Origin of the sequence: Gottfriedia acidiceleris (genome assembly GCF_050457485.1) — a bacterium.
GTDB lineage: Bacteria > Bacillota > Bacilli > Bacillales > Bacillaceae_G > Gottfriedia > Gottfriedia acidiceleris_D.
On the sequence record NZ_JBCMJM010000001.1, the window covers coordinates 132,030 to 144,779 of the forward strand.

At 31.7% G+C, this 12,750-nt stretch carries 10 protein-coding genes and 1 riboswitch; of the genes, 6 read left to right on the top strand and 4 right to left on the bottom strand.

The features are described from left to right. Positions 1-6: 6 nt before the first annotated feature. Positions 7-1,497 carry a spore germination protein gene (locus ABEY15_RS00590; RefSeq protein WP_429887753.1) on the bottom strand — a complete coding sequence of 497 codons (1,491 nt, stop codon included), beginning with the start codon at positions 1,495-1,497 and terminating at the stop codon, positions 7-9. 286 nt (positions 1,498-1,783) lie between these two features. Here ABEY15_RS00590 and cotE point away from each other — a divergent pair, with 286 nt between their 5' ends. The 3 genes from cotE to mutL all read left to right on the top strand — a co-directional run bounded on the left by cotE (position 1,784) and on the right by mutL (position 7,175). Beyond that, the gene (gene cotE / locus ABEY15_RS00595) at positions 1,784-2,329 is read left to right on the top strand and encodes an outer spore coat protein CotE (protein WP_069034483.1); all 546 of its coding nucleotides are present in this window, start codon (positions 1,784-1,786) and stop codon (positions 2,327-2,329) included. Between the two features lie 149 nt (positions 2,330-2,478). Next, positions 2,479-5,121 carry a DNA mismatch repair protein MutS gene (gene mutS, locus ABEY15_RS00600; RefSeq protein ID WP_429887755.1) on the top strand — a complete coding sequence of 881 codons (2,643 nt, stop codon included), beginning with the start codon at positions 2,479-2,481 and terminating at the stop codon, positions 5,119-5,121. A gap of 110 nt (positions 5,122-5,231) precedes the next feature. Then, positions 5,232-7,175 carry a DNA mismatch repair endonuclease MutL gene (gene mutL / locus ABEY15_RS00605; protein WP_429887757.1) on the top strand — a complete coding sequence of 648 codons (1,944 nt, stop codon included), beginning with the start codon at positions 5,232-5,234 and terminating at the stop codon, positions 7,173-7,175. 82 nt (positions 7,176-7,257) lie between these two features. Here the strand turns inward: mutL and ABEY15_RS00610 are convergent, their stop codons facing one another. Beyond that, the gene (locus ABEY15_RS00610) at positions 7,258-7,923 is read right to left on the bottom strand and encodes an O-methyltransferase (RefSeq protein WP_429887759.1); all 666 of its coding nucleotides are present in this window, start codon (positions 7,921-7,923) and stop codon (positions 7,258-7,260) included. A gap of 183 nt (positions 7,924-8,106) precedes the next feature. On the opposite strand from ABEY15_RS00610, the gene ABEY15_RS00615 reads away from it, so the two are divergent. Continuing rightward, complete coding sequence (locus ABEY15_RS00615) at positions 8,107-8,484, top strand: VOC family protein (RefSeq protein ID WP_097975394.1); 378 nt, start codon at positions 8,107-8,109, stop codon at positions 8,482-8,484. A gap of 49 nt (positions 8,485-8,533) precedes the next feature. On the opposite strand, the gene ABEY15_RS00620 is transcribed toward ABEY15_RS00615, so the two are convergent. After that, positions 8,534-9,019, bottom strand: coding sequence for a QueT transporter family protein (locus ABEY15_RS00620; RefSeq protein WP_056470694.1), 486 nt, complete (start codon positions 9,017-9,019; stop codon positions 8,534-8,536). A 5-nt stretch (positions 9,020-9,024) separates the two neighbouring features. Then, positions 9,025-9,069, bottom strand: a riboswitch (PreQ1 riboswitch). A 185-nt stretch (positions 9,070-9,254) separates the two neighbouring features. On the opposite strand from ABEY15_RS00620, the gene ABEY15_RS00625 reads away from it, so the two are divergent. Both ABEY15_RS00625 and ABEY15_RS00630 read left to right on the top strand, forming a co-directional pair. Further along, positions 9,255-10,208 (top strand): carbohydrate kinase family protein, encoded by a 954-nt coding sequence (locus ABEY15_RS00625; RefSeq protein WP_429887760.1) that lies wholly within the window; start codon positions 9,255-9,257, stop codon positions 10,206-10,208. Positions 10,209-10,471: 263 nt separating this feature from the next. Further along, positions 10,472-11,464 carry a hypothetical protein gene (locus tag ABEY15_RS00630; protein WP_429887761.1) on the top strand — a complete coding sequence of 331 codons (993 nt, stop codon included), beginning with the start codon at positions 10,472-10,474 and terminating at the stop codon, positions 11,462-11,464. Between the two features lie 121 nt (positions 11,465-11,585). Here the strand turns inward: ABEY15_RS00630 and ABEY15_RS00635 are convergent, their stop codons facing one another. Then, a complete protein-coding gene (locus ABEY15_RS00635; RefSeq protein ID WP_429887762.1) occupies positions 11,586-12,743 on the bottom strand; it encodes an iron-containing alcohol dehydrogenase in 1,158 nt (385 codons plus the stop codon). Positions 12,744-12,750: the final 7 nt, after the last annotated feature.

A 12,750-nucleotide genomic window follows, 5' to 3' on the forward strand; every position in this document is an offset into this window, starting at 1 on the left:
TTCCGTCTAATTATTTTTTTTGTTTTTGTCTTCGTCTTTTAAAAATTCCTCATGTCTTATTTTATGAGTGCTATTTGTAACTTTATTTATATCGCCACGAACAATTGTATCTTTCTGCTCTTTTAAATTGAAAGGAGCTATTGGTGATAAATAGGGAATACCAAATGAGCGTAAGGAAGATAAATGTAAGAGTGTGATAAATGAAAGCATAATAATGCCATAAAAACCAAGTAAGTTTCCAATAAGTAAAAAAGTAAATCTAAGTAATCTAACAGACGCAAATAAGTCTTGAGCTTTAGGTAATATAAAGCCTGAAATAAATGTTATTGAAATTGCGATAATTGATGCAGGTCTGATTAGACCCGCATTTACAGCTACATCGCCAATCATAAAAGTTCCTAAAATAGAGATAACAAGTATTAAATCACGATTCATTCTAAATATGGCATCCATTATGACTTGTAGAATAATACATAAAAACCATACTTCAATTACTAATGGAAATGGAACGCCCTCACTTTGACTCATTAAAGAAAAATAGGTTGAAGATGGTAGCATTTCTTCGTGAAAACAAACAAGACTTATATATATTCCAGGCGTATAAGTCGTAATAAATAAGCATATAAATCTAAATATTCTATTGATCCCTAACTCCCAACGGAAAAAATAATCATCGGATGCTTGTAATAACATAGGAAGTGTAACTGGCAAAATAATAACATCCGGTGTTCCCTCAATTATGATGAGTATTCGTCCTTGTAAAATAGCTGAACAGGCAGTATCAGGTCGTTCAGTTGTCATTAGTAAAGGAACTGGTGATATTTTCTTTTCATGTAAATTTTCCACTAAGTAATTTGTATCAAAAACAAAATCTAATTTAATTTTTTTCAACTTCTTATGTAACTCATTGAGTACAACACGATCAACCAATTCATCAGAATAAATGATCGAGTAATTTGTTTTTGTCTTTTCTCCTACAGTGTTTGTTTCGATTTGTAAATTATTATTTTTGACTATTTTACGGACTATATTAAGATTCATTTGTAGATCTTCAGTAAACGCAATTTGTCCACCCCTACCTCTATCTGTTGTAGGAGTAGTTATTGCACGTTTTTGCCAATCAGGTGTATCAGCAATAAATATAGAAACGACATTTTCTACTAAAATTAATGTATTCCCTAAAAGAAGAGCATCAATAAGTTTTTGAGATTCAATCTCTTTTTTTAAATTTGTAATTTGTACGGTATTAAAAATAAAGTTTTCAATAGATGTTAGTTCATGATCCATATTCGTTTCTAAAAGAGGACGTAAAATAAATTCCTGCACTTCACTTGTCTTAACAATATTATTTATGTAAACAAGTGCTACTTGTGAGTTAAGTTTATTTTTTAATGTAAGAGGTCGGATGATCAACTCTTGTGAGTTTAAAAAAGAATTCTCGAAAAAATTTATTCTTTCACCTAATGTAAGTGAAATAAGTTCGTTTGTAATTGTCATTATTCCACTACCAATCATCAATTTATAAGTTCTGTATTAGTATGAAAAATAAACCAATTTATATACAATTTTTCCAGATTGAAAGCTAATTTGGAGTGATTAGATAAAATTTTATATGTTTATTTTTTAAATTCTTTAATTTGCAGTCAACTTTATTAGGCTGTCGTCATACAATTTATCATCACATGTTTTTTTAACTTGTATAAAAGAATTTTCATGTCATTAACACATTCCGCATATGTCACGCATAGAATGAAATGAAAATGGAACGAGGAGGGTCACACCTATGTCTGAACGCGAACATAGAGAGATTATAACGAAGGCAGTCGTAGGAAGAGGCAAGAAATATAACAAAGTCACACATACAATCACACCAAATCATACTCCATCAAGTATTTTAGGCTGCTGGGTTATAAACCATGTATATGATGCAAAAAAATGTAAGGATGGAGTAGAAGTATCTGGTAAATATGATATTAATATTTGGTACTCCTATGGTGACAATACGAAAACAGAAGTAGTTCCTGAGTCTGTTAAGTATACTGAAGTAGTAAAGTTAAGACACAGAGATGAAAACTTTACTGGCGAAGATTGTGAAGTGATTGCTAGATCATTAAAACATCCAAATTGTTTAGATGCAATTATTTCTCCAAATGGAAATCGATTTATTGTAACTGTAGAGAAAGAAGTATTAGTTGAAGTTGTAGGTGAAACGAAAATTGTCGTACTTGTTGCACCACATGGTGTACACGACGATGACGAGTTCTTTGATGTAGATGATGAGTTTGAAGACTTAGATCCAGATTTTGTTTTAGAGGGCGAAGAAGAGTAAGCTAGGCTAGGAAGGTGATACTTCCTAGCTTTTTTATTTTGCATTTCCAATCAATCGAAAGTTTCTTTTTCTTAACTTTCGAACTTTCTAAGCCTTTTCGCAAAATATGATATAATATGCGAAGAATGTTTTTTGATGGAGAGGATAAAATGGCAACTTATACGCCAATGATTGTGCAATATTTAAATATAAAGAAAAATTACCAAGATGCATTTTTGTTTTTTAGACTTGGTGATTTTTATGAAATGTTTTTTGAGGATGCAATTAAAGCATCTCAAGTTTTAGAAATTACTTTAACCGGCCGTGCAGGAGGAACTGATGAACGAATTCCAATGTGTGGAGTACCATTCCATTCTGCTGCTGGATATATAGAACAATTAGTTGAAAAAGGATATAAAGTAGCTATTTGTGAACAAGTCGAAGATCCAACGGTCGCAAAAGGAGTAGTTCGAAGAGAGGTTGTTCAGTTGATTACTCCAGGGACGCAAATGGAGGGTAGATCGATTGATGAAAAGCAAAATCATTATATCTCAACATTATCAGAAGTAACACCAAGTTCATACGCTTTAGCTTGGATTGATTTGACGACTGGTGAGGGCAATGCTTTATTACTAACTGGTTCACTTGAAGAAGCAGTTTTAAAAATTGCAGCAACTGGTACAAAGGAAGTTGTTGTAAATGAAGATTTTTCATCTAAAGCGATTCAAACACTAGAAAAAAGCTTTTCAATTACCGTTTCATTTGAGGAGAATGATCGTTTATCAGATGAGTTTACAAATGTTGTAAAATCAATTGATCAAACTAGTTTAAAAACTACTGCCGCAAGATTATTAAATTATTTATCGAGAACACAAAAACGAACACTTTCTCATCTTCAAGAAATAGTCGTTATTCATCAGCATGATTTTTTAAATATGGATATGTATTCGATGAGAAATCTTGAATTAGTTGAAACACAACGTTCCAAAAACAAACAAGGTTCTTTAAATTGGTTATTAGATGAAACGAAAACAGCGATGGGTGGACGATTACTAAAAAAATGGATTCAACGTCCACTAGTAAGTACGAAACAAATCGAGCATCGTTTGACGATTGTGGAATTGCTAATGGAAAACTATTTTATACGTGAAGATCTGAAGGAATTACTAAAAGATGTATATGATTTAGAGCGTTTAGCTGGTAAAGTCTCATTTGGTAATGTAAATGCAAGAGATTTATTACAATTAAAACGTTCACTTCAAACAGTACCTTCAATTATTCATGCTTTAAAATCAATTAATCATGAAACGATTGATGAACTAATTAATCAAATCGATCCATGTGAAGAGCTTCAAATGCTTTTAGAGAATGCAATTATAGAAGATGCGCCTTTATCTATTAAAGAAGGAAACATTATTAAAGATGGCTATCATAAAACATTAGATGAATATCGTTTCGTAAGTAAGAACGGTAAAAATTGGCTAATGGAATTAGAGCAAAGAGAAAGAGAAATTACGGGGATTAAGAACTTAAAAATTGGATATAATCGAATCTTCGGCTACTTTATCGAAGTGACTAGATCAAATATTAGTCAAGTACCAGAAGGGCGTTACGAACGTAAACAAACGTTAGCGAATGCAGAACGCTTTATTACTGAAGAGCTAAAAGAAAAAGAAACAATGATTCTTGAAGCTGAAGAAAAAATGATTGGCTTGGAATATGAGTTATTTATTTCAATTCGAGAACAAGTAAAACAATATTTATCTAGACTTCAAACATTAGGACAAGTAATTAGTCAAATTGACGTTTTACAAAGTTTTTCTGTAGTAAGTGAAAAAAATGGATATGTTAGACCTGCATTCACCGAGGAAAGAGAATATATCGTGAAGAATGGAAGACATCCAGTAGTTGAAAAGGTACTACTAGGTTCAGAATATATTCCGAATGATACTAATTTTGATGTTGAAACTCATCAATTTTTAATTACAGGACCTAACATGGCTGGTAAAAGTACGTATATGAAACAAGTTGCGCTAATAAGTATATTGGCTCAAATTGGATGCTATGTACCTGCTGAATATGCGAAACTACCTATTTTTGATCAAATATTTACGAGAATTGGTGCTGCAGATGATTTAATTTCTGGGCAGAGTACATTTATGGTCGAAATGTTAGAAGCAAATTATGCAATCACGAATGCAACAGAAAAAAGTTTAATCTTATTTGATGAAATTGGTAGAGGAACATCAACATATGATGGAATGGCTTTAGCACAAGCGATGATCGAATATATACATGATCATATCGGAGCAAAAACGCTTTTTTCTACTCATTATCATGAATTGACGGTATTGGCTAATCAACTTACGTTTTTGAAAAATATTCACGTAGCAGCAAAAGAGCAAGATGGAAAAGTATTATTCCTTCATAAAATCTTTGAAGGTGCAGCGGATCAAAGCTACGGTATCCACGTTGCTGAATTAGCAAATCTTCCAAAAGATGTAATCATTCGGGCAAAAGAACTATTAAATGATTTAGAATCAAATAATCATTCGTTTGTTAAAGAAGAAATTGAAAATACAGAAAAAGAGATTGTAAATATTCAAGTACCGAAAAATGAAATTGTTCAAACAACTGACAAAGAGGATGCTGAATCTCAGTTAAGCTTATTTGACGATCATCAACCAGTGGTTAAAGAAGTTGTTAAAAACCATCCTGTCATTGATCAATTAAAAGGTATAAATATACTAGAATTAAATCCTATGGAAGCATTTAATTTATTATATGAACTTCAAAAGCAAGTTAAAAAATAAAAGAAGGCCAATTGGCCTTTCTTTTTATTAATAGTTAAAATATGATATTAGCTTAATGTACTATACCTTTTTTATTGTTTAGTGCATTTATTTAGAGAGGAGCTTCACTAATGTCAAAAATACAGAAGTTAGATGAGATTTTAGCCAATCAAATAGCGGCAGGTGAAGTTGTAGAACGTCCTGCATCAGTTGTTAAGGAACTACTTGAGAATGCAATTGATGCGATTAGTACACGTATTACAGTCGAAATTAACGACGGTGGACTCTCACGAATTTTTGTAAGTGATAATGGCGAAGGGATGACAAAGGAAGATAGTATCCTTGCATTTGAGCGCCATGCAACTAGTAAAATAAAAGATGAAAATGACTTATTTCGAATACGTACATTAGGCTTCCGAGGTGAAGCATTACCGAGTATTGCATCTGTTAGTTATGTTACAGTAAAAACATCAACCGAAGACGGACCTGGTATTGAAACAATTTTAAAAGGCGGCGTATTGCAATCCCAAAAAGAAATTGCTAAATCAAAAGGGACAAGTATTGAAGTTTCAAATTTATTTTTTAATACACCAGCTAGATTAAAATATATGAGAACGGTTCAAACAGAATTAAGTAATGTGACAGATGTTGTCTATCGATTAGCATTAGCAAATCCACAAATCGCTTTTGATTTGAAACATAATGATAAATTAATGTTCCGTAGTAATGGAAATGGCGACGCAAGACAAATTCTTGCTTCATTATACGGTCTACAAATTGCAAAAAACATGGTTCATTTTAAAGGCGAGTCATTAGACTTTCAAATTGAAGGCTATTTATCCATGCCTGAATATACACGAGCAACTAGAAACTATATTTCACTATATGTAAATGGAAGATATGTAAAACACTATGGTGTAAACAAATCAATTAGCGAAGGCTATCATACTTTGCTACCAATTGGCCGTTTTCCAATCGTTTCGTTATTTATTAAAATGGACCCTCAATTAGTCGATGTAAATGTACATCCAACAAAACAAGAAGTTCGTTTTAGTAAAGAGGATCAATTATTTACATTAATTACTGAAAGTATAAAAAAAGTTTTTAGAGGTCGTTCCCTTATTCCAGAAATAAAGTCAACAGTTCCAAAGGAAAAAATTTTTAGTGAACAATCTACATTTTCGTTTGAACATTCTTCTATAAAAGAAGATGTAGAAAAGAAATTACCATTCTCGCTTCAAGATCGTTTTACTACTAATTCGAATTATTCCAATGAAACTAATGAAACAATAAAGGAAGAAAATTCAACTGAATTCGATTCAATTACTCAAATTGATTCATCAACCCCAACCGATTATGAAAGTCTTTATTTTGAAAAACATGAATCGAATAAAGATGTAGGTTATTCAAATTTTGTAAATGAAGACGACAAATCAAATATAGAAGAAACAGTCATTGTGAATGAAGAAGTATATGATGAGCAAAATATAGACCAACTACCTCCTTTATATCCAATCGGCCAAATGCACGGAACGTATATTATTGCTCAAAATGAAAAAGGATTATATTTAATTGATCAACATGCCGCACAGGAACGTGTTTACTATGAATATTTTAAGGAAAAAATAGGGGAAGTTGCATCAGAACTACAAACTTTATTAATTCCAATCACATTTGATGTTTCACCAGAGCAAGCTATTTTATTAGACCAATACCAAGATGAACTCCAAGAAGTTGGGCTATTTATCGAGAAGTTCGGATCGAATAGTTATGTCATTCGTGAACATCCAAATTGGTTTCCAGAAGGGCAAGAGGATACATTAATTGATGAAATGATTCAAGAACTATTAAAACGCGGAACAATTAATATAAAGAAACTACGCGAAGAAAAAGCCATTATGATGAGCTGTAAAGCGTCAATAAAAGCAAATCAATATATAACAAACGATGAAATTTTTAATCTATTAGAATCGTTGAGAAAATCAAGCAATCCATTTACATGTCCACATGGGCGTCCAATCGTTATCCATTTTAGTTCGTATGAGCTTGAGAAAATGTTTAAGCGAGTTATGTAATAAAATAAGTTAGAATTTATAAGGGGGAGTCTCATAATTCAGGTTCACTGAATTATGGGCGCCCCTTTTTAAAATTAAAAAATTACTTAACAACACCAATCACAAAACCATCATATCCTTTTAATCCGACAGTCTGAATAGCGGTAGTGTCAATTCGAGAGTCTGTAGTGATTAGATCCATAAGCTGACGGACACCTTTGACATTTTCATCTTGACTCGTTTCATAAATCACTTCACCGTTTCTAACAACATTATCTACAATTATTAATGCCCCAGGAGTTGCTAATTTTAATGCCCAGTTTAAATAGTGAGGATTATTAGGTTTATCGGCATCGATAAATATGAAATCAAATAAAGGTTTAGATTCTTTTAGAGTTGGTAAAGTTTCTAACGCTTTTCCTATAATAATTTCGACTTTATTTTGCAATTTTGCTTCTTTGATATTTTGTTTGGCAACTTTTGCATGCTCATGGCTAATTTCTAAGGTTATTAATTTCCCATCTTCAGGAAGTGCACGAGCTAACCAAATACTACTATATCCTCCTAAAGTACCGATTTCTAAAATGTTTTTAGCGCCTTTAATTTTTGCTAATAGATAAAGTAATTTACCTTGAGTAGGAGACACATCTATACTAGGTAGACCGGCTTGATAATTTGTAAGTAATACATTTTCTAAGATAGGATCATTCGGAATTAGTTTTTCGATAAAATATTCATCAACATCGTTCCAAATTACGTTATTAGGCAAGATTACTTCCTCCTTACTTTGTACTGTTCCAAAAAAGTATATGGTATTGTTTTATAAAAATGCTTCTACAGGAAAAAAGTCTTACACATGGAGTGAAAATTCATACTTAATCGGTTTGTTTTGCAGAATTGTGTTTGCTAAAATAGATTGGTAGTAAAATTAACCAGTAGAGGAGATTTTTAAATGATTAATAAAATCGGTAAAGTTACTGTTTATGTAGAAGATCAAGAGCAAGCAAAAGACTTTTGGATTAATAAAATGGGGTTTGTTCTAAAAATAGAAATGCCAATGGGACCAGATGCTAAATGGATTGAAGTAGGTCCAAGTGAAAGTGAATTTACTACTTTAGTTCTTTACTCTAAACCTTCGATGGAACAATTTAAACCAGAAAAAATAGCTCATCCATCTGTACTTTTTAGTACAACGGATATCGAAGCTGCTTATGAAAAAATGAAACAAAATGGCGTAAAAGTTGATGATCTGATGAAAATGCCATACGGTTCAATGTTTAATTTTTACGATCAAGATGGTAATGATTATTTATTAAGAGAAGACAAATAATACATAATAAAAAGAGTTGTTTCCATTTAGAGAAACAACTCTTTTTTACTTAAATAAGATGTTCGAATTTTACTCGTTTATTTAAATAGTACATAATCGGTATACCAACAACCATCACTACAAATTCACCAATGGCTGTAGTTAAATAAGTCATTGGGAAAGGTAAATGAAACGCTAGTTTTAATTCGATTGCGATTAAGAACATAGTAATCGTAAAGACAACCGTGTTAACAATCATCCTCGGTATAATACCTTTTATAAATTTTGACGTTGCAATTGTAATTAATAACGAAATAATCGATTGGCCAACACCAAAGACTAAATCATATGCCATTATTGGAGAAAAGAAAAAATTAGCTAATATAACGCCTAAAACTACTCCATATATGTACTTTTTATTAAATACGACTAAGTGGTTAAATATTTCGGATACACGAAACTGTACATTCGTAAACCCGAACGGTTGAATAAAGTACGTAACTGCAATATAAAGTGCAGCAAATACTCCATTAACAGTAATTGTCTTTAACTTCATTTTGTTTCTCCTTAGTTTTTTTTCGTGGGAGGTTTTCGAACCACGTAAAAAATATATTTTTTAAACGTAAGAATAAATATTATACTTAAAAATAATTTTAGTCAATAATAAAAAAGAAATTAATTATGAAAATAAGTTTAAAAAAATACTTTATAAAAAATATATTATACTGGTATAATTAGTGAATCAAAACAATTTATTTTTCTTTCAGTTTAAAAGTGAAAGGACTGACAAAATGACAATTCCTTCTAATCCATATATATTAGTATTTGGTGTTTCGATATGTGATATTATCGGATTTACGAAAAAAAATTATCGTCCATATGATTCAAATCCAGGCAGTGTAAAAGTATCGTTTGGTGGTGTTTGCCGTAATATTGCAGAAAATATGGCAAAGATCAACTTAAATACAAAGTTTATTTCAGTCATTGGTGATGATATCAATGGAATCAATATGTTAAATCACGCAAAAAATATGAACATAGATATGGAAGACACGTTAATTATTAAAGGTGAATCTACTCCAACATATTTAGCGATTTTAAATGAAAGCGGAGAAATGGTCTCTGCAGTAGTAGATTTAGATATCACAAACAATTTTACAAAGGAGTTTATAGACTCCAAGGCAGAAGTTATTCGAAATGCTGAATATATGGTGGTTGACGCGGATAATCCAAGTATTTTAGCTTATTTATTAACAAATTTCCATAAAGAAACTAAATTTATTTTAGATCCAGTTTCTGCTTCAAAAGCTTCAAAAATAAAAGATTATATTCAATATTTTCATACGATTAAACCAAATCGACATGAAGCTGAAGTTTTATGTGGTTTTGAAATTACTTCTGTTGAAGATGTACGAAAAGCCGGCAGATATTTTAGAGAGTTAGGGGTATCAAAAGTTTTTATTAGTTTAGATGCAGAAGGAATTTATTATAATGATGGAATAGAAGAAGGTATTATCCAAGCAGATGGCGTTTCAGTCGTGAATGTAACAGGAGCGGGAGATGCTTTAGTTGCTGGAATCGGATATGGCTATATGAATAATATGAGCATTGTTGATACGGTTAAATATTCGGTTTCAATGTCTTCTATAACAATTTCACATGTCGATACGATTAACCCGAATATGTGTTGTAACGTTGTAGATCACCATATTAATGAACTTAATTGGGTAGAAATGCAATTTTAGTTGAGAACCTTTTATTGGGTTCTTTTTTTTGTTTGAACTGGAATGTGGAGATATCAATAAAGTTGGTGGGTAGGTAATGTAATTGAAGTAAGTACAAATATGGTATGGGGAGTTGGGAATAAAATTTTGAGTGTAAATAAGTTCTGTGAATCAGAGAATAAATTTGATTATAAATTAGGCGAATTTTTTAATATCTTTTATAAAAGGATTTTAGGAATTTATGTTAACATATACATTATGGAAGATTAGAAGAGGTGATTTTGTTGGTTTTTTCTACCAAATTATGTGAAGCCTGTAAATTAAATTTAATTAGTGTTGAAGAAAATTCTGAGGACCCAAATCAACCTTATAAGCTTTGCGATAATTGTCATGAAAGATTATTAAAACGTTCCTTGAAACCTATTGAATGGTACAATTTAGCAGTTGTCCATTCACCCAAGAAGTATTTCTTACATGATGATTTTTACGAAGATGATGGTGAAGCTAGTCAACCGGAAGAAGACGTAATTGTAACAAAAAAAGATAAAGCACCAACTTTGAAAAATGTCCGAAAAGAGTTAGAGGCATTGATAGATTTCTCTATAACTAGATGGTTTCTAGAGGATGAAGTAATTAGTGCTCTTAAAGTACATAATGATTTATCAATTTTAAAATCTGTTAAATCCAGGTTTTATGCAACTGGAAATTATGAAATAAAATCGCGAATGTTGGAAATAGTGGCTGATGTCTTGGGTAGCTCTGCTTCAGAGTGGATTAGAGAACTTTGGAATAATTATGATGAAGAGTTACTTTTTGAACTATCGTTAGCGACATCGAGCAGTTTACCAATTGAAGAAGGTTTAAATAATGTGTTAAATAAATTGACATTAGTTAATAAAAAAGAGTTGCCGATACAAGCATTTAGTTGCTTATATCGTTTCCGTTCAACTAATGTACTAGATTGGATAGAATTGAATTGCATTGAATTTAATGATAATTGGGGAAGACTCGCAGTAGTATGCTTTCCAACTTGGGAGAGAATGAAATCGTGGTTAAATAAAGGAAGGCCTCTCAGCTTAATCGCTCTTGATTCAATGGCAAATTGTGTAGTTAAAGGTGGGGACCCTTATGTAGAACAATTCAATCCTAAGATACTAGGAACAAACAAAAGTGAAATTGAAAATGTTCTTGGTGTATATTATCAAAAAGATGGCGTTCCTCGTGTTAAAAATAGAAGGGAATATATTTTATATAACAAAAAAGTTATATTCGCTTAGTTACAAAAAAGGATAACTTATATTAATAATTAAAAACGCTTGGATATTATTTCCAAGCGTTTTTATGTGCAAAATATACTTATATTTGAATTGTAAATTATATATTTATTTTGGTAAATCATTAAAGAGAACGAACTAAAATATCTCTCGCACTTTCCTTATCTAAAATTTTGTAACCACCAACTACGGGTTTTACGAAGGATTTTTCTACTAATTCGTCTAAACGTGAGTCGTCAATTTGATAGTCTGCTAAACGGTTTGGTGCACCGATTGAGTTCCAAAAGCTTCTTAGTGCTTGGATTCCTTCTTCTGCAACTTGCTTTGTTGTTTTTCCTTCTTCAGAAATTCCAAAAACATTTGTTGCTAGCATTTTAATTCTGCTTGGATCATAGTCTAAACAGTGACTTAACCAGTTAGGGAATATGATTGCTAATCCACCGCCGTGTGGAATATCGTAAATAGCAGATACTGCATGTTCAATTTGATGTGATGCCCAATCGCCGCCATCTGTACCATTTAATAACGTATCATTAAAGGCTGTCGTTCCTGCGTACATAATTGTTTCACGTAAATCATAGTTTTCTAAATCCTTAACAAGCTTACCACCAGCTTCGATTACAGTAATTAATAAACTCTCGATAAAGCGATCAATCATAGGTGTATTGCTTACACGGTGGAAATATTGCTCTAACGCATGTGACATAATGTCGACAATACCATAGATTGTTTGATCGATTGGTACTGAGAATGTATATGAAGGGTCTAAAATTGAAAATTTAGGAAAAACGAATGGGTTACTCCATCCTCTTTTTTCATTTACTTCCATATTAGATATAACTGATGTGCAGTTCATTTCAGATCCGGTTGCAGCTAAAGTTAAAACTGTACCAAATGGAGTTGCACTAGTTGGTTGGGATTTTCTTGTAATAAGATCCCACACATCTCCTTCGAATGGAATGCCAATTGCGATCGCTTTAACACAATCGATTACACTGCCGCCGCCTACTGCTAAAATAAAATCAATTTTGTTATCTCTACAGATTTGAATTCCTTTTTGCACCGTTGTTAGTCTCGGGTTTGGTTCAACGCCAGAAAGCTCAAAAATCGTTTTACCACTTAGTTGGTTCATTACGTCATCATATACGCCATTTTTTTTAATACTACCGCCACCATAAACGACAAGTATACGATGATATTCTTGTACTTCATTTGCTAATTGTTCAATTTGATTTTTCCCAAACCATAATTTAGTTGGGTTATGTTGTAAAAATGGAATCAAGGTCTTG

Bases quoted from the DNA above. Each gene is read 5' to 3' on its own strand.
- ABEY15_RS00590 (WP_429887753.1), bottom strand. From the start codon at position 1,497: ATGACAATTACAAACGAACTTATTTCACTTACATTAGGTGAAAGAATA.
- mutS (WP_429887755.1), top strand. From the start codon at position 2,479: ATGGCAACTTATACGCCAATGATTGTGCAATATTTAAATATAAAGAAA.
- ABEY15_RS00625 (WP_429887760.1), top strand. From the start codon at position 9,255: ATGACAATTCCTTCTAATCCATATATATTAGTATTTGGTGTTTCGATA.
- ABEY15_RS00620 (WP_056470694.1), bottom strand. From the start codon at position 9,019: ATGAAGTTAAAGACAATTACTGTTAATGGAGTATTTGCTGCACTTTAT.
- mutL (WP_429887757.1), top strand. From the start codon at position 5,232: ATGTCAAAAATACAGAAGTTAGATGAGATTTTAGCCAATCAAATAGCG.
- cotE (WP_069034483.1), top strand. From the start codon at position 1,784: ATGTCTGAACGCGAACATAGAGAGATTATAACGAAGGCAGTCGTAGGA.
- ABEY15_RS00615 (WP_097975394.1), top strand. From the start codon at position 8,107: ATGATTAATAAAATCGGTAAAGTTACTGTTTATGTAGAAGATCAAGAG.